Origin of the sequence: Balnearium lithotrophicum (assembly GCF_900182585.1) — a bacterium.
Lineage (GTDB): Bacteria > Aquificota > Aquificia > Desulfurobacteriales > Desulfurobacteriaceae > Balnearium > Balnearium lithotrophicum.
Genome location: NZ_FXTM01000013.1, coordinates 21,927 through 38,558, shown reverse-complemented (window position 1 = coordinate 38,558; position 16,632 = coordinate 21,927). Strand labels below are relative to the sequence as shown.

General features: G+C 37.3%; 26 protein-coding genes. 25 read left to right on the top strand and 1 reads right to left on the bottom strand.

From position 1 onward, the window contains the following. Positions 1–8: 8 nt before the first annotated feature. From FN732_RS05770 to FN732_RS05680, 21 genes are all read left to right on the top strand, one after another. The gene (locus FN732_RS05770; RefSeq protein ID WP_142935619.1) at positions 9–251 is read left to right on the top strand and encodes a hypothetical protein; all 243 of its coding nucleotides are present in this window, start codon (positions 9–11) and stop codon (positions 249–251) included. Positions 252–262: 11 nt separating this feature from the next. Further along, positions 263–1,006 carry a hypothetical protein gene (locus tag FN732_RS05765; RefSeq protein WP_142935618.1) on the top strand — a complete coding sequence of 248 codons (744 nt, stop codon included), beginning with the start codon at positions 263–265 and terminating at the stop codon, positions 1,004–1,006. A 30-nt stretch (positions 1,007–1,036) separates the two neighbouring features. Further along, positions 1,037–1,522 carry a Holliday junction resolvase RecU gene (locus tag FN732_RS05760; protein WP_185954265.1) on the top strand — a complete coding sequence of 162 codons (486 nt, stop codon included), beginning with the start codon at positions 1,037–1,039 and terminating at the stop codon, positions 1,520–1,522. After that, positions 1,497–2,165 (top strand): sigma-70 family RNA polymerase sigma factor, encoded by a 669-nt coding sequence (locus FN732_RS05755; RefSeq protein WP_142935616.1) that lies wholly within the window; start codon positions 1,497–1,499, stop codon positions 2,163–2,165. The genes FN732_RS05760 and FN732_RS05755 overlap by 26 nt, the downstream gene beginning before the upstream one ends. Before the next feature lie 66 nt (positions 2,166–2,231). Beyond that, entirely contained in the window at positions 2,232–2,420 is a 189-nt protein-coding gene (locus FN732_RS05750) for a hypothetical protein (protein ID WP_142935615.1), read from the top strand. A gap of 12 nt (positions 2,421–2,432) precedes the next feature. Continuing rightward, on the top strand, positions 2,433–2,798 hold the full coding sequence (locus FN732_RS05745) for a hypothetical protein (protein ID WP_142935614.1): 366 nt from the start codon (positions 2,433–2,435) through the stop codon (positions 2,796–2,798). A gap of 63 nt (positions 2,799–2,861) precedes the next feature. Next, on the top strand, positions 2,862–3,056 hold the full coding sequence (locus FN732_RS05740; protein WP_142935613.1) for a hypothetical protein: 195 nt from the start codon (positions 2,862–2,864) through the stop codon (positions 3,054–3,056). A gap of 17 nt (positions 3,057–3,073) precedes the next feature. Further along, positions 3,074–4,207 (top strand): DNA polymerase III subunit beta, encoded by a 1,134-nt coding sequence (gene dnaN, locus FN732_RS05735; protein WP_142935612.1) that lies wholly within the window; start codon positions 3,074–3,076, stop codon positions 4,205–4,207. Positions 4,208–4,216: 9 nt separating this feature from the next. After that, on the top strand, positions 4,217–5,266 hold the full coding sequence (locus FN732_RS05730) for a ParB/RepB/Spo0J family partition protein (RefSeq protein WP_142935611.1): 1,050 nt from the start codon (positions 4,217–4,219) through the stop codon (positions 5,264–5,266). Beyond that, positions 5,263–5,961, top strand: coding sequence for a hypothetical protein (locus tag FN732_RS05725; RefSeq protein ID WP_142935610.1), 699 nt, complete (start codon positions 5,263–5,265; stop codon positions 5,959–5,961). The genes FN732_RS05730 and FN732_RS05725 overlap by 4 nt, the downstream gene beginning before the upstream one ends. A gap of 132 nt (positions 5,962–6,093) precedes the next feature. After that, a complete protein-coding gene (locus FN732_RS05720; RefSeq protein WP_142935609.1) occupies positions 6,094–6,540 on the top strand; it encodes a DUF488 domain-containing protein in 447 nt (148 codons plus the stop codon). Between the two features lie 70 nt (positions 6,541–6,610). Beyond that, positions 6,611–6,880 carry a hypothetical protein gene (locus tag FN732_RS05715; RefSeq protein ID WP_142935608.1) on the top strand — a complete coding sequence of 90 codons (270 nt, stop codon included), beginning with the start codon at positions 6,611–6,613 and terminating at the stop codon, positions 6,878–6,880. 17 nt (positions 6,881–6,897) lie between these two features. Continuing rightward, a complete protein-coding gene (locus FN732_RS05710) occupies positions 6,898–7,191 on the top strand; it encodes a hypothetical protein (protein ID WP_142935607.1) in 294 nt (97 codons plus the stop codon). A 30-nt stretch (positions 7,192–7,221) separates the two neighbouring features. Next, entirely contained in the window at positions 7,222–7,608 is a 387-nt protein-coding gene (locus tag FN732_RS05705; protein ID WP_142935606.1) for a hypothetical protein, read from the top strand. Between the two features lie 28 nt (positions 7,609–7,636). Beyond that, positions 7,637–8,134 (top strand): hypothetical protein, encoded by a 498-nt coding sequence (locus tag FN732_RS05700; RefSeq protein ID WP_142935605.1) that lies wholly within the window; start codon positions 7,637–7,639, stop codon positions 8,132–8,134. An 83-nt stretch (positions 8,135–8,217) separates the two neighbouring features. Next, positions 8,218–9,639 (top strand): radical SAM family protein, encoded by a 1,422-nt coding sequence (locus FN732_RS05695; protein ID WP_142935604.1) that lies wholly within the window; start codon positions 8,218–8,220, stop codon positions 9,637–9,639. A 10-nt stretch (positions 9,640–9,649) separates the two neighbouring features. Next, positions 9,650–9,823 carry a hypothetical protein gene (locus tag FN732_RS09575; RefSeq protein ID WP_185954264.1) on the top strand — a complete coding sequence of 58 codons (174 nt, stop codon included), beginning with the start codon at positions 9,650–9,652 and terminating at the stop codon, positions 9,821–9,823. A 176-nt stretch (positions 9,824–9,999) separates the two neighbouring features. Further along, complete coding sequence (locus FN732_RS05690) at positions 10,000–10,803, top strand: ParB/RepB/Spo0J family partition protein (protein ID WP_142935603.1); 804 nt, start codon at positions 10,000–10,002, stop codon at positions 10,801–10,803. Between the two features lie 45 nt (positions 10,804–10,848). Next, entirely contained in the window at positions 10,849–11,334 is a 486-nt protein-coding gene (locus tag FN732_RS05685) for a helix-turn-helix domain-containing protein (RefSeq protein ID WP_142935602.1), read from the top strand. Continuing rightward, positions 11,331–11,453, top strand: coding sequence for a hypothetical protein (locus FN732_RS09810; protein WP_281279908.1), 123 nt, complete (start codon positions 11,331–11,333; stop codon positions 11,451–11,453). The genes FN732_RS05685 and FN732_RS09810 overlap by 4 nt, the downstream gene beginning before the upstream one ends. Positions 11,454–11,645: 192 nt before the next feature. Further along, positions 11,646–13,508, top strand: a complete 1,863-nt coding sequence (locus FN732_RS05680; RefSeq protein ID WP_142935601.1) for a hypothetical protein — start codon at positions 11,646–11,648, stop codon at positions 13,506–13,508. A 6-nt stretch (positions 13,509–13,514) separates the two neighbouring features. Here FN732_RS05680 and FN732_RS05675 read toward each other — a convergent pair whose 3' ends face one another. Next, entirely contained in the window at positions 13,515–14,066 is a 552-nt protein-coding gene (locus tag FN732_RS05675) for a hypothetical protein (protein ID WP_142935600.1), read from the bottom strand. 113 nt (positions 14,067–14,179) lie between these two features. Here FN732_RS05675 and FN732_RS05670 point away from each other — a divergent pair, with 113 nt between their 5' ends. The 4 genes from FN732_RS05670 to FN732_RS05655 are packed head-to-tail and all read left to right on the top strand — an operon-like array spanning position 14,180 to position 16,631. Further along, on the top strand, positions 14,180–14,920 hold the full coding sequence (locus tag FN732_RS05670; RefSeq protein ID WP_142935599.1) for a hypothetical protein: 741 nt from the start codon (positions 14,180–14,182) through the stop codon (positions 14,918–14,920). Further along, complete coding sequence (locus tag FN732_RS05665; protein WP_142935598.1) at positions 14,907–16,226, top strand: portal protein; 1,320 nt, start codon at positions 14,907–14,909, stop codon at positions 16,224–16,226. Before FN732_RS05670 ends, FN732_RS05665 begins: the two co-directional genes overlap by 14 nt. Beyond that, complete coding sequence (locus tag FN732_RS05660) at positions 16,223–16,423, top strand: hypothetical protein (protein WP_142935597.1); 201 nt, start codon at positions 16,223–16,225, stop codon at positions 16,421–16,423. The genes FN732_RS05665 and FN732_RS05660 overlap by 4 nt, the downstream gene beginning before the upstream one ends. Then, positions 16,413–16,631 carry a hypothetical protein gene (locus tag FN732_RS05655; RefSeq protein ID WP_142935596.1) on the top strand — a complete coding sequence of 73 codons (219 nt, stop codon included), beginning with the start codon at positions 16,413–16,415 and terminating at the stop codon, positions 16,629–16,631. The genes FN732_RS05660 and FN732_RS05655 overlap by 11 nt, the downstream gene beginning before the upstream one ends. The last annotated feature ends 1 nt before the right edge of the window (position 16,632 follow it).

Genomic DNA, 16,632 nt, shown 5'->3' with positions numbered 1-16,632 from the left:
GAGGAGTAATGCCTACCGAAATAGAAAAAAGAGTTCTTAATAGAACTGCAGGAATGACAATTACAATGAAGGCTCCCGATGTTATAGCTTTACAGGAGTTTTTTAAAAAGGAGCTCAAAACTAAACAATCTGTTTTCTTTAGAGAACTTCTCAGCTCTAAAGAATTTGACGAGTTTTGCCGTAAGGAATATGGAAAGAGCTGGAGAGAATTCTACAAAAGGAGATTTGGTAAGGAATTTGGGGAAGAGTAGAAGGAGGAAAGATGGAAAAGTTAAAGGATGTTCAAATAAAGGTTGCCCCCTTAACTCAGGAGATAAAAGAAGCTGTTAAAGAAATAGAAATTGCGTACCTCCGATTAGCGAGATTATTAGCTCTTGCAAAAGAGCAGCAGGTTTACTTTCAAGAAGGTTTTGAGGACTTTTATGATTATGCTAAGTCATTAACTCAGAGAGAGAAGAGAACTATAGATATGCTTCTCTTTTTAGATAGATACATAGGAGAACAAGGAAAAGTGCCAATTAGACAGGACTTGCTGTCTGAAATTCGCTATACAAAGGCTTATTTCTTGGCAGTATTGGTTAAGGAGGAAGTTATTAAGTCAGAAGAGGAGGCACTACCCTGGATAGATAGAGCAAAAGGGATGACTACTGCAGAATTTAAAGAAGCTGTAAATGAAGAATTAGGAAAAGAAGTTCCTGAAACTCAAAGTTGGAAACCTCTCTCATCGTACAGAGTTCCTCCCGAAGAGAAAGCTGCTATAGATGAAGCTATAGAATTAGCCGCAAGTCTTGAAGGTATACCAAAGGAAGAGCTTGATGCTGGAAAGAAGGGAATTCTCCTTTCAAGGATAGTTGAGGACTGGAAGGGCTACTATGCAGATGTTGTATTTCAAAAGAATCCAGAAATAGGAATCCTGAGAAAAAGGAAGGAAATAACAGAAGCTCAATTCCCTGATATAGAAGTTATCTACATTAAAAAAGAGTCAGGAGAAAAATTGGAGCCATAAATGGGCTATTTCTATAGAAAAAATCTCGGAATGTACCTTGAAAGAATAGTTGATGTATCGATTGAATACTATAAGGAGCAGGGAGTTTGTGTTATAGATAAGATACCTACACCGATAAAGGTTTCCCGTCATATAAGGGGTTCCTTGTATGAAGCTTTTTTCCTAAAGAAAAGTACGGTGGATTACGTTGGAATCCTCAGAGGAGGGAGAGGAATAGCTTTTGATGCTAAGTCAACAACTGCGAAAAAGTTTAGCTGGAAGAAGTTAGTTAAAAAGCATCAGAGAAAATACCTGAAAAGTTTTCAGGATTTAGGAGGTCTTTCTTTTATTCTTCTTCATTTTGACTGGGTGGGCGAATGGGACAACTTCTATTTTATTCCTTTTGACTTTCTACTGCAGACGAAAGGTTCTTTAGTTCCAAAAGATTTAGAGGAATTTGAAGTAGAATATGATATGAAAATAGGAGTTCTTAGATTTCTGGATGGGATAGGTGAACTGGATAAAAGAGTTACTTAACAATGCAATTGAATTGCCTGAAAATCAAAAAGCCAATTTAGTTTTAAAAGCCAAAGAAGGAGATAAAAAATCTAAAGAGAAATTGTTGCTATCTGATATAAAACTTATCTACAAGTTCGCTTGTGAAATCTGCCAGTATATTGAGAACTTTGAACACCTTGAGGATGCCGTTCAATTTCTTATAGAAATTTACCTCAAAACTCTACTTTCATATTCAAAAGATAAAGGAACCAAATTTTCAACATATGTTTATCAAGCTCTAATCTGGGGCAAACAGGAGTATATCCGTCGAAATCGAAGCCTTTTTAACACTGAAAAGAACCATGATGAAGCTTTAGACAAAAAAACGTTAAGTATAGATTCACCTATCTATGATGACAGTTTTTCCTTACTGGAGGTAATACCTGCAAAAGATGAACTTGGAAACTTAGTTGATGAAATAGCTTACGAACAGATGAAGGAAAAAATCTTTAGAGAACTTTCTAAGAAGAATGAAAAGCTTGCTCTTGTCGTTTTAAGGAGGTTGGAGGGAAAAACTTTAAAAGAAATAGGCTTAGAACTTGGATGTACTAAACAAAGAGTTAACCAAATTCTTAAGGAAAATTCAGCCTTTTTAAGGGAAATTTGCATGAAGTACCTCTAACTTGACAATGCAAGTAATTTGCATACTTTAAACTTGACGGTGGAAAAACAAATCGTGGAGGTAGAAATGGTTGGAGCACCTGGTGGCTGGGAATGTATGGTAAAACGGAAACTGAAACAAAGAAGAGAAAGAACCATTCGTAAGGAAAAATTAAAGACTTTCCTCTTAAGATTGGTGCTGTTTCCAGCATTTCTTGTTTTTATCTTTTTTAACAATGCAAAGAACATATCTAAATCTAATTTTAATGAAAATTAATGGAGGTAGCGAATGTTTAGAATACTATTTGATATAGAAGGAAAAGGACAATACAACTTTTATGGTGGAATAATTACGTTAGGTGAGGAGAAAAAGATTTTAGAGTATCTTACGAATAAAAGATACAGGAAACTCTACAAGTACCTTGTAAACCAAGTAAAAGAAATATTAAACAAAGAGGCTGACCAATTTGGAAATGTAGGTATTTTTACTAAATGTGGAAAAAAAGATTTCTTTGATGTTACTAAAATTAAGAAAATTACTGTTAATGCTCTCTTCCGTATTGAAAATACTAACTATGTAAGATTTGACCTCGCTAAGAATAAGAAGATATCTGCAGTATCAGAAATAGTTATTCCTGTTATTAGGTTCTCTTGACAATGCAAAGTAATTGCTTAAATTCAATTTTGACGATGGAAAAACCAAACCGTGGAGGTTGCGATGGCTGGGAAAAAACTTAAAACCTATCAGTTGAAACTTGCCTTACCTTATCAACCCTACATGGCGGAAGTAAGAATAATCGCAGTAGGGAAAGACAGCTCTGAAACTTACCCAATTGCTAACGAAATTTCTCAAAATACTGGTTGCTCTGTAGGTATTTTCGATTTTTCCTACAGAAAAACGAAAGCAAATTAATTGCATGGAGGTGTAGAATGAAAGTGGAGGTAAAAAGAAAAGACTTATCAAATGCCCTTAAGAAACTCCTCAAGACTGCTGACCTTAAAGGCACCATTCCTATTCTTTCCTGTTTACTTGCAGAACTTGAAAACGGAAAACTGAGACTTACTACAACTAATCTTGAAGTTACTGGATGGGCTGAAATACCTGCCAAGTTTCAAAGTGAAAAGGGAAGTTTTGTTTTTCCTATCAAGAGGTTAGAGAAAATAGTTTCGAAAGCGAAAGGCAATTCAGTTGTATTTGAGGTAAGAAAGGGTGAAGAAGAACGGGAAATAATTGTGGACACAGGCAAAACTTCTTTCTCCTTTAATGAACCTCACCCTGTAGAGGAATTTCCTGAAATCTCCAGAGAATTTAAACCTTTATTAGAAATGGATACAGATACATTTCTTAATATCAGCAAAAAGCTCTTGCCCTTTACTTCCGATGATGAAGCAAGAGAGATTCTTAATTCTCTATATATTGAAGCCAAGAAGGATGCTCTTCATTTTATAGCCTCCAATGGACATTATTTAGCATGGTATAGAGTAGACTGGGAAGAACCTCCAGATGAAGAGTTTCAAATATTAATAAGGCGTAAAGTAATATCTCTTTTCAAAAATTTCCTTTCTAATTCACAGTCTGTTGAAATAGGCACCTTTTCAGACGATGCAGTCGGTGTAAGGGCTGGAAACTACTATTTAACTTGGAAGACCATAGAAGGTACATATCCAGATTGGAGAGCGGTTGTTCCAGAGGATAATCCAAATAAGGTTACTTTTTGTCGTAAAACTCTTCTTGAATCAATCGATGAGGTTTCTGTTCTATTTGAAAAAGATTCATTTCCTTGTGGAAAGTTGGAAATACTTAAAAAAGAATTAACCTTGTCTGCTAAAGAACTTGTTGATGGAAAATATCAAAAGGCAATTTCTAAGATAGAAATTGACTCTAACGTGTCAGGGGAACCTGCAACAATAGGATTTAATCTTAACCACCTATCTACAACTCTTAAAACTTTCTCTAAGGAAACCATAAAAATGCTATTTAATACCTCTGCAATCTCCCCAGTTCTCTTTGAATGTTCCCAAGAGCCCGAACTTAAAGTAGTTGTAATGCCTGTAAAACTTTAGGAGGTCGCTATGGTGAAGATAGAAAACAAGGGAAGAGTAAAGGACAAAATAAAAGTTAGGATTTCTGATAACAATAGCTCTATTACCAGATTGATAAAACCTAAAACTCTTAAAATACTACGGGAGAGGAAGGATAGCCTCTCCCTTCCCGATGTAGAGGAAGTTATTTTCCAGCTTGAGGGAGAGAAAGAAGGGCTTAGAGAAATTCCCCTTTCTCTTATTGAGTTCCCAGAATTTGATGTCCCTAAAAACTTTCTTGAAAGCGTTGAGAAGTACGGAATTCTTGAACCGCCGTTAGTTTCTCCTGCAGGAAATGGAAAGTACAAAGTTATAGCTGGTAGGAGAAGGTTAAATGCTGCAAGGATTTTGGGTTTTGAAAAAGTTAAGTGTATCGTTAAAGAGAACGGGGATAATCCAGTGCTTACTCTTGTTGAAAACTTTCATAGAGCCGATAACCCTGCCCTTGAAGCTGAGCTAATCGCTAAACTTATAGAGGAAAGAAACCTAAAGAAAAGCGAAGTTGCAAGGCTTTTAAACGTCTCAAATTCACACATAACTAAAAGATTGAAACTGCTGAATCTTATTCCTGAAATATTTGAGAAACTTAAGAGATTTGAAATTAACATTACAGTTGCCCGCGAACTTGCAAAACTTTTTCCAGACGACCAAAAAGAGTATCTCCAGAATCCTGAAAGCAAATGGACAGTTGAGGATGTTGAGAAGTTCGTAAGACAAAAGAAGATAGAAAAGAGTGCTAAGGTAGCCCTTGAAGAAGCAAGAGTAAGGTTGCCTGATGTTAAACTTCCTATGGAGAACGTGTTAAATCCTCAAGCTATTTCCTCTGAAATTCCAGAAAATACATTTTCCAATACTGAACCCTTCCCGACCGTTGAAACTCAAGATAACAAAAGCTTAATGAAGGATATGAAAGAAATCCAAAACATCGCCAATGCTATAAAAATCCTTGCCAACGGTAATGAAGCTCTAATAAGGAATGCAAGTAAATTGCTTAAGATAGTTTCTAAATACCTAAACCAAACCGTGGAGGTGGAAAGATGAGAGGATGTGGAGAAAGAAAGGACAAGGCTTTCTACTTAGAAAGTACCCCTTCTCCAGATGGAGCTCCGATTGAAGACTTTATCTTTGACTTACCGATTCCAATCAATCAAGAACCATTCAGAGCTCCAATTCTGTACAGGGACGAAAGAACAGGAATCTATCATGTTTTAATCTGGGTTGGGAAGAAATTCTATGAATCTCCTTGGGATTTTATTAGAGAGGCAGAAATTAAAGGAATCAGCAGGAGAATCCCTAAAAACTTTCCTATTCAGAAGCTTTCTCCAGGTTCCAAAATGCTTTTTGTCCATTCAGACGCCATAATTCAAAACTGGCAGGACTTAGTAAAAGAAATTAAGAAACAAGGAATTACTAAAATTCCCTGTCCTAAGATGGATCCTAAACACAGTGAACTTAAGGAGAATTGTATGGCATTACTCTACTATGTCCTAAAAGGAAAAGAAACAGGGGACAGAGGAAAATATGGAAAGTGGGTTGACCGTACAGTGGGGGATTTGACCTATTCCATTCCAAATCCTCTTGAAAAATTAAACTTCCAACCAGTTTTCCAAACAGGGATATTTCTTTATGCTCCTATTACTAACATTGCCTATATAAGCAAGGATGGTCAAGTAGAGGAATCTGTTAAGGAAATTGCCCAAGAGTGCAAACTGCCTGTAGTCGTAAAGGAGGAGTGATGCTAAATCCTTATGTAGTACATGGTGGCGACCCAAGTTTAGGAGCCTGCCTTGTGTTTGCTCACAACTTCAAGAAGCAAGGAATATGCAGAGAATGCGAAAAGGAAATAAATGTAAAAGGAGGGATTTAACATGAAAATTTTTATGACGGGATACTCAAACCTACCACAAGACAAATTTATCGAAAACCTCAAAAAGAACAGTATAACTATGGTAATTGACATCAGAGAAAAACCCTACAGCCGCTGGCAACCCTGGACTTCTATAAAGAAGCTTCCAGATATTTTGTTTAAAAATGGCATTAAGTACAAATGGATGGGCGGGAGTTTAGGAGGTTCCCTATTCTGGAAGGATGGTGAAGAATGTGGGCTTTTTAAGGAAACAGAGAAAAAGGTATGGCTTGGCTTGGAAAAGGTTGTTGACATCGCAAAAAAAGAGAAAGTTTGTTTAATGTGTGCCTGCGGGAACTTCGATAAGTGTCATAGAAGCATAATTGCTGTTTTTCTTATTTCTGATTATCAAGTAAATGTTTTTGATATCGCTAAAGATGGTAGTTTACATGAAATATCCCTAACTTGACAATGCAAAGCAATTGCATAAATTGAATTTTGACGATGGAAAAACCAAACCGTGGAGGTGAAAAATGATAATGCGTATCTGGAAATCGGACTTTGACGACGGAATTGTTACAAAAGCTTTTTATCTCTACAAACCTTTAAAAATCACCCCTAAAGCTCTCTACTTAGAAGTTCCAGACGAAAGAGTCCATGAACTTGTTTACTCTCCTTCTGGAGAAAAGGCTTCCTGGAAAGACGCTGAGAGTTGGTTCTATTATTGGGCGGAAAAGGAAGATGCAGAGGAGCTCCAAAAATTTATTGACGACTTTGAACTTCGAAACCTTATGTTTGAAGCAAATTAATTGCATAGAGGTGTGGAATGGTAACTTTAGAAAAATTGAAAGAAGTTGATTTTGGCAATCTTCCAGAGGAGAAAAAACAAGAAATAAAAAGAGAAGCTAAAAGAATGAGTAAAGTATTTGAAAGAGTTATTACTCAGCTTCTTGTCAATGAAGTACTCTACGGTCGTGATACTGTCCTTGTAGAAACGGAGCTTGGAAGCGGATGGAATAAGACCAGATTACCTAAAGGAACAACCTACCGAGAAGCTCTAACCGCTTTGACATTCCTAATAAACGATTTAGCTGTAGACCTTAATTTGAGAAAGAATTAAACCTTAGAAACCAAACTGTGGAGGTGGAAAATGTGGCTCTGGAGGTGTATCGACTCTGTCCATGTCTTTGTGTACGATGAAAGAAAAGAAATGATATCACTGATAGAAAGCAACATCGGTTGTGCAAGTGTAGAGAGAAACATTCCCGACTTAGAAGCTCAACTATTAGAAAATGTAGCTCCTAAAGTAGTTGAAAAACTCAAAAAATTAAAGCTACCTCACAAGTATGTTGTAATTGCTCCGTTAGGAGTTCTATGGGACAGAAAAGCAAAAGTATCCTTTGCTATCGGAATCTCTTTTGGAGTCGCCTTATACAAAAGACTTCCAAAGTTCCTCAAACAGGAAAAAGTAGAGGATTACGACCCAGCAACCTATAAACCTTTAGAGATTGTAGAAGAAGAAATACCTCAATCTTAAGCAAACTTATTGCATAAAGGAGGAAGCCATGATAGAAATCTTTATTCGTGGTGACGGAATGGGGGAAATGACGGGAGGCTGTTTAGGGAATAAAGTTATAACCTTTTATCCCCGACCATTCTTTCAAAAAAAAGATGATATTTACAGATATCAAACTCTCCAAGATGTTTTTGATTACCTGGAAAATTGCGGATGCAACCCCAGAATAGAAGAGGAGAGAAAAAACATTCCAAAAGTTAATCCTGATAGTGCTCACTGGACTATATATCAAATAGTCAGCTCTTATCTCTGCGTTCAACGAATAGAAGATTTTCTAATTTGCCTTAATCTCCATTTTGATAAGGTGCATACTCTATTTTACTATTACAGTGATGATTGGGCTGTTAAACTTTTCTCAACATTTGAGATATATCAAATAATAAATTTCATAGCTCCTTCGGTTCGCTCCAGATGGGATTGCGAAAAAATAGAATTTTTAAAAGACGTTAGAGATTTTAGATTTGATTTTGATGGCGTCTTGACTTAGCAAACTAATTGCATTAAAATAATTTCAAGGGACTGCGGGTAATATAAAGCCCGTTAGTCCCTTTTGTTTTTTTGGAGGAAATTTTGGGTAAAAAGGTCAATTTCTTTAAAGAAGCCAACAACTTTACTGTTTTTGGTTCCATTCCAGCATTTCCTATAGGTGTTAACTATGAAGCCTTCCGCTGGTGTTTTAGAGGGTGTGCTTACTGTTTTGCCTGCATAAACAAGAAAAAAATATTTGACCTTTCTGTAGGTGGACTTGGCAGCCCTTCAAAGCTAATACACTCGACCGTTTCTACAGTAGAAAAGGCAGATAAGAACCCAAACCCTAACAGTTTCTTAGACTGGTATTTAAAGAACCGCTATCCTATTTATGCCTCCAATAATTCAGATATTTTTGTACCTGGCTGCGAAGGCGTCTCAAGACAACTATTAGAGATTTTTGATGAATATGGTTTCCCATTCTTTTTCACAACCAAAGGAATCCATACAAAAGAGCTGTTTAAAACTCTCATTCAGATGTCCACTCCAAGAGCTGGATTGATAACAATAACCTCTCTAAGTGATAAATACAGAAAAAAGTATGAACCTGAATCTCTATCTCCTGAAGAAAGATTCGAGCTTGTTGCCAAGCTCAATGAAGCTGGAATTCCAACTGGAATAAACGTTGTCCCATTTCTCCATTCACAATTTCCTACACTTAAGGAGATAGAGAAACTTTTGACGAAGGCAAAAGAAGTAGGGGCGAGAGAGGTAACTTTTGGAGCTCTAAACTTTAGAGGAGGAACTCTAAAGATAATTCCAGAGAATTTCAAGTTCCTTGAACTATCCCCTCCAGCAAGTAAGTATTACTACATCAATAGAAAGGGAGTATATGCCAATTTCCCTAAACTATCAAAACTTTTCCAGGAAATAGAAAATATTTCAAAAGACTTAGAAGTAAGAACAAGCTACCAATGGGAGCTCAATACATTAATAAAGTCGATTAATTATCCTTTAGATGATGAAGGAAGCTACACGGTAACCTACCAAAACCTTGTAGATACCTTTTCTCCAAAAATAGTTCCAACCATCCAGATGATTCTTAATGAACTTCGCAAGAGAAAGGACTCTGAAATCTTTGTCTTTACACTTTCCGAATTTATAGAAACTGCTAAGGAAGTTTGCAATTTAATTGCATTTCCATACTCCCAGAGGTTTAGAGATATCCATTCCAGCTTCCAGATAGATAGAGCTTTCTCAAAAGCCTTGAAACAGATGAGCTTTCTTGAAATGCTCAGATACGGCTGGTTAAAGGAGGCAGGACACAACCTCTTTGAAGACTACACTGTATGGAAAGTAAAGGACAGTGAAGGGAACCTGTTAGTAGACGAAAATGGAGACCCTCTCGCTGTATTCCTACCGTCAATAGAGCTCCTGCAGGCTAAAACAAATCCAAAGGATGGAGTAACTGATGGAGTTCTATCCACTGAATTTCTTAAAGAGTTTGGAATTGAATTTGAATAGGAGGTGAACTATGCCGATGAGCCCAGGTGCTACAAAAACAGGAGGGACAAAGGGAACTACAAGAAAGGCTTCTGCAAGAGTAAAAGCTGGAAAGGTCAACAAAGGAGCCCGTTCAGTTGTAAAAGCCATGAAGCACGGAGGATTTGCAGGTTCAGGCTACAAAACTGGTAAAAAATTAAAGTAAGGAGGTAACTGGCATGCCGATGAGCCCAGGTGCTACAAAAACAGGTGGAACAAAAGGAACCACTAAAAAAGCCACAGCTAAAGCTCAAGGTAAAGCTACCACGAAAGCTACTGCCAAAGCGAAAAAGTAAAACCCTGGAGGGCTTCTGCCCTCCTCTAACCTAACGGGGAGGAAATATGTCTTTCAAACACCGCCTTTCAGAAATTGCCGCAAAAGTAAAAGCAGATGAAATAAAGAGTCCAATAAGACTTGAAGTTCTGAAACTAAAGGATGTAGAGCCAAACAAGTACAACCCTAACGTAATGGGAGAAACTGCATTCAAGAAACTTGCCGAATCGGTAAAGAAGGTTGGCTATATAGAACCAATCCTTGTCCGCTATGATGAAGCTAAAAACAAATACATAATCATAGATGGAGAACACCGTTATTACCTTTTAAAACATGCAGGCATAGAGGAAGCTCCATTCCTTGTAGCTGACATTCCAGAGGAAAAGGCTGTTTTAGCTACTGGTCTTATAGATACCATCCGAGGAAAGTTTGACAGCGATGAGGAAGCCTATAGGGAATACTTAAAGCTTCTTGAAGAAACTGTACCAACGGAACTATTGGAAGGGTTCTTTGATGACGATATAGAAGCCCTAAAGGCAGTTATGGAAGAGGATGAGGAAGAAACTCAGGAGCTCTTTGACCATGCTGAAATCGAAGGGCAAATAGAAAATGTAAAAAGAGAAGCCTTTACAGTTATGCTCTCCCGTGAAAACATGAACGTAGTTAAAACCCTGATAGAAAAGTACAAAAGAGACCTCCAAATGACAGATGAAGAAGCCTTTATGAAGCTAATAAAAGCTCCTATTACAGAAATAGAGAACGGTTACGTTGTAGCTGGAATTGCCTATGCTATTCAAAGAGACCTTGAGGAAAACGGCGAAAGCTTAGAACCACAGGGATTTTCTGATTTGAACGATAATCAGGAAATTTGAAATGGACTTTAAAGTTTCACCTTTATAGAGAGGGATTTTAAAGAGATGGCGAAGAAGGTCACTAAGTCAAAAAAGAGTTACGAGCTAAGAAGTAAGGTTATAAAACTGCTTGCCCGTGGACTTTCTCAGACTGAAATAGCAAAGCTCCTTGGTAAGACTCCTCAGAGAATTCATCAAATAGTTAAGGAAATCAGGGAAGGGGATGAGGATGGACTCCATCCTTGGGATGTGAAAGTCAAGTTTCAAGCTATAGAGAAAGAGCTCTGGAAGAACTACGATAAAGCCAAGGATGTAAGAGAGAAAGTTATGGTCTTGGCAGAAATCAGAGAAACCAACGCTCGTGGAGTCCAGATAATGCAAAGCATGGGACTTCTTCCAAAGGTTCCTGATGAAGTTAATATGGTTGCAACTCAACAGATTCAGGTTGATAGTAAGGTGGCTGAACTTCCAAAGGAAGAAAGAGAGAAACTGGCTCAAGTGATAGATACCCTTCAGTCCCTAAAGAAAAAGAAGTTAGAGGAAAAGAAGTGAGGCTGAGTTTAGATTCAATCATTGTTAGGTTCTTAGAAATATGCACGAGAATTCTCAGTAGTAGAGTTGAGAATCTGCCTAAGAAAAGAATTCTTCTCTTTAAAAAGGGAAGGAGCTGAAGCTATGAATATTTTATGCATTTTATTAGCATTAATAGCTATAACAGCCTCCATCTGCTTAAGCCTTTTCCTTGCCTATAGTAAGCAAGAGGAAAGATTTACAGGTTTCAAAGAGTGTTCAAGGTTACATCCCTCCCGTAATTACGCCCCTCCCTATGCTCCCAAAAAACCAGATTCAATAAACATAAAAGCATGAAGGACTCTTTAGTTCAGGCAGTTGACGAATTACAAAAACAAGGTATTTCGGAACTTGAGAAAATCATAGAGGAGTTTAATCTATCTCCAGATGCAATTGATTTGCTTATAGAAATTCTAAAGGAGATTCAAAAGTACGGTTATTCTCCACTGTTAGACCAGATACGTTATGCAGATTATAGATTTAAGCCAGTCTCCATAAGAGAATTTGTTCTATCTCCATACTACCTAAACAAAGCCAAGTACATTAGACCGAAGCTCTTAAAGGAATTGGAGAATTTCTTTAACGGTGATTACATCATAGCTTTGCTAACAGGTTCTATCGGTTGGGGAAAAACAACATTTGGAATAATTGCCAAGCAGTACATTTTCTATAAGCTCTTTATTCTAAGGAACCCTCAGGAGTTTTACGGCTTAGACCCTTCTACTGAAATTGCCCTCGTCAATTTCTCTGTAAACTTGAAAACAGCTATGACCTCCTTCTTTAATAGACTCAAAAACGACCTTATGGCAAGTCCATTCTTTAAGCATTTCATTCTTGAGGGAGAAATAGACATAAAAAAAGAGGAAATAAGAACTCACAACAACATTATTCTCCAGCCTCTTCCCATAAGTAATGAGGCTATCAGCTTAAACGTTTTTTCAGCAGTAATCGACGAAGCAAACTTCTTAGGTCAGAAGCGAAAGGGTAATGAGGTCTTTGATATTGCTGAGGAGCTCTTCGATTCTCTCTACCGAAGGTTAGAATCAAGGTTTCAGCAGAAGGGAAGGGTTCCAGGGAAGCTAATGGTTCTCTCTTCTGCAAAGTATCCAGAGGACTTTACAGAGAGAATGATTAGGGAATTCAAAGGGAATCCTATGGCTTACATTAGACGTTATGCTATCTACGATGTAAAAAGCGGATACGAAAATTCAAAGAGGTTTAGAGTCTGTCTTGGTAGCTTATCTCAACCTCCAAGGATTATCGATAGTGAAAAGGACTGTGCAGAGTGCTTTATTGCCAAAGGAAAAACTTATCAAAGTTGTGGTTTTGAACAGATTTTAGTACCGGAAGAGTTTAGGTTCTCATTTGAGAGGAACATAGAAAAAGCTATCAGGGATATAGCAGGAAGACCTGTTTTAACTACAGCTCCCTTCTTCCACGATAGAGAATCAATTCTTAACTGCATAGACCCTGAAAAGAAACACCCCTTTAGTAAAGAAGTTTCCGTTGAGCTTGGAGACATCCAAATAGACTATGAAAAGATGAACCTTGATAAAAGTCTAAAAAGATACATTCACATTGACCTTGGAGTCACAGGAGACGCTACAGGTGTAGCTATGGTCCACTTTGCAGGATTCAAGAAGGTTAAGAGATTACTCCCAGATGGGACAGAACATTATGAGGAGCTCCCTATTGCTGAAGTTGATTTTGTTCTTAGAGTTGTGCCTAAGTCAGAAATTCCCATATCCAGGATTAGGGAGTTTATCTATGCAATAGTTGAAAAGCACGGACTCTATGTTAGAAGGATTTCTTATGACCAGTTTCAGAGTAGAGAATCGATTCAGCAGTTTAAACAGAAAGGTTATAACGCTGAAAGGATTTCGGTTGACGCTACTCTTGAACCTTACATGAGTCTGAAAGAAGCATTCTTTGACCAGAGAATAATCCTCTACCATTATGAGCCTCTTTTACAGGAGCTTTTTGCCCTTGAATTTGACGGTAGAAAAGTTGACCATCCGCCAGATGGGAGTAAAGACGTTGCAGATGCTTTATGCGGAGCAGTTTATAGCTGTTTTATAGACAATCAGATTCCAAAAGTGATAGAGCCAAGTATAGGAGAGCATGAAGAGGAGGGGGAAGAGGAGTGGTGGTGGTAATAATGGTTATGAAAAAGTAACAAAGTCGTATAAAATTAAAAGTGTTAAGTAAAGCATTAATAATAAAGCAGTGAATCTAACAAAATTAAAAATTTTGTGATAAATCTTAACTGAACCCGCATTCTCTATAAAAAATTCTTGGAACTCTTTAGAATTTCCAAATTTCCTTCTATCTTCTAAGTGTCTAAAGTGTAGAAACCTTTCCCCTTTCCAGTATTCAGAATCTTCTGGAAGATTCCACTTATCTAAAGATAGCATAGCTTCTATCTTAGACTTCAAAATAATTGCTTCTATAAATCTGCGGTAATCTTTAGTTGTCAAACTCTTAAAAAAATTTGCCAGTTTTATTAGTGCAATTGGAATAATGTATAACAATACATACTCTGGTGAACTTCCAGCCTTATATATGCCTACGGCAAATCCTGTAAACATGAAGGAAGCTATACTCCAGAAAAATTTTAAATGGTTGAAAAACCTTTCCACATAATATCTTTCTTCTTCACATATTTCTTTGTACAAATTGAGCAAAATATCTACCTTTGAATTATCACCTCTCAATCGAAGTAACCTCTATGCAAATATGTTTATCTTTTATTCTACTTATTCAATTCGTTGACAATCCAAATAATTTGCATTATTATTTCCCCAATAACTGTTGAACGGGAAGAGGTATGAGAGTTGCAATTGATTTGCCCGAGGATGTTTTTAATGCTCTGATAAGAAAGCAAGGAACTGTTAAAGAAATCGTTGAAAAAATTGTCATTGAAGCTGTTAAGGGTAATAATGGTTGGATAAAAGCACGGGTTGAATCTGAAAAAGAGGCTTTGAAAAAGAAGATTCAACGGTTGGAAAAAGAGAAAGAAAGACTGGAATCTCTCATTAAGGAAAAGTCCGTTTCTCTGGAGAAATTTTTGGAACTCCGAAAGGAAAATCAAAAACTTAAAGAACAATTAAAAGAACTTGAAGAAATTCAGAAGCAGTCGCAAAACTCTCCAGAAATAGACTACAACCTTCTTGGTATAGTTGTTAAAGACAGCGTCAAAAAAGCTTTCCATGACCTTCTCAAGGAATACGAAACCAGAGGATTCCAAGTTCAAAAGTCTTTTACTGAAAAGTGTCGTGAGGTAATAGTTGCAGTTAATAAGTACCTTGAATCGATAGATGAACCTGTAAGGTTAAAAATGAGTGTTCAAGACGATGGGAACATGATTATTTGTGAACCCAAGATAATAGTCAACTTTCTGGACTACTACGCTATCCATCCAGAAAAACTCAAAAGCCTTGCAAGGCTCATAAGAGAAATTGACCCTGAAATAGAAGTTCAAGTTATAGAACCCAACATGTGTAAGGGCTACATTTTGCTAAAATCTAATGCAAATGAATTGCACGAGGTAGAAAATGCCCATATTTAAGGACTTGTTTAAATTCTTCTCCAAGAACGAAGAAAGCGTATCTGAACCAGAGCCTAAAGGTTACAGTTATGAAGCCACCTCCCCTTTAGCCTCTCTTCTAAATCTCTCTACAGACAGAATGGAGAGGTACGCCGAATATGAAAAGATGATGGAAATGCCATACGTTGCAGCAGCAGCCAAGGTGTACGTTGATGAATGCTGCCAGAGGAATCCAGATACAGGCAAGATATTTGCATTTTCAAGCAAAAACCCAAAAGTAGAAAAACTTATAAAGGAGCTATTCGATAGGATAAAAATTGAGGAAAAGTGTCCCTTTGTATCCAAAGAACTTTTTAAACTTGGAGACTCTTTTTGGGAAGTTGTTTCTGAAGAAGGAATAGGAGTTACTGGCATCTACCACAGACCTGCTGGAACTATAGAAAGAAAAGAGGATGAAAAAGGGAGATTAGAGGGTTTTAAACAGAATATTCAAGGAAAAACGATAGATTTTGAACCCGATGAAATGATTCACTTTAGACTTCTTGAAGATGCGAAGTTCTACCCTTACGGATATCCAATTCTTGAGGATGCAAGGAGAATATACAGACAATTAGCACTCATGGAAGATGCTGTTGTCATCTACAGGCTCACCAGAGCTCCAAACAGATGGGTCTTTTACATAGATGTCGGGAACATGGCTCCCGAAAAGGCAGAAGCTTTTATCGATAGGCTCAAGAAAAAATTTAAGAAGAAGAGGCTTATAGACCCAAAAACTGGAAAGTTTGTAGCAAAGCCCGATTTCCTCGCAGCCGATGAGGACTTTTACTTCCCTGTTTTTGAAGGAGGTAGAGGTTCAAGGGTTGAGAGTTTGGCAGGAGCTTCCAACATAGCCGATATTGCCGATATAGAGTACTTCCAGAAAATGCTCTTTGCAGCTTTAAAGATTCCTAAAGCTTATCTTGCAAATGAAGAAGGCTTTTCTACAAGGGCAACTCTCTCTTCAATCTCAATTCAATTCAGTCGTTCCGTTAAAAGCATTCAGAATGCAATTGTTGACGGCGTCAAAAAGTTAATCAGGATTCATCTGGAGAAGAACGGAATCAAGGATGCCGAATTTACCCTCACAATGCACTCTCCAAATTACATAGAAGAAGACCTTAGAATGGAGTCTTTGCTCAAGAAGGTTCAAATTGCCCAGGAGCTCCTTAGCCTCACTGATAAAGAAGGTAACTCACTTGTTAATAAAGATTTCATCCTAAAAAACATCCTTGGACTTACAGATAAGGAAATTGGAGCTATGAAAAAAGAAGGAGAAGGGAACCAGTGAGAGGGTATTTTCAGAGATTAAAAGAGTATTTAAGAATATTCGCAGCTGAGATTTTCTCTACATTAGCAGAAATCCCTTATCTTCTAAGCAAAATAGTTGCATTGGTAACTGTTTTCTTACTTTTACCGTTACTTTCGCTAATTGATATCGAAAACATTGAGAAAACTTATTTGGAGGGGGAGGAGGATGAAACTTAAAGAACTATGCAAATACTGTCAGTGGAATCACAAAGGACACTGTACTTTAGGTAATGGTAATTGGAGAGCTCTAATGGCTGAAGAAGAAGTAAGTTGTGAAGATTTTGAACCGATTAACCTATGCAGTTCATGTCAAAGGGACTGTAAGGAAAATTTACCAGAAGTTAGGGTTGTTGATTGCCCTAACTACAAACAAAATCAGGTTTAGT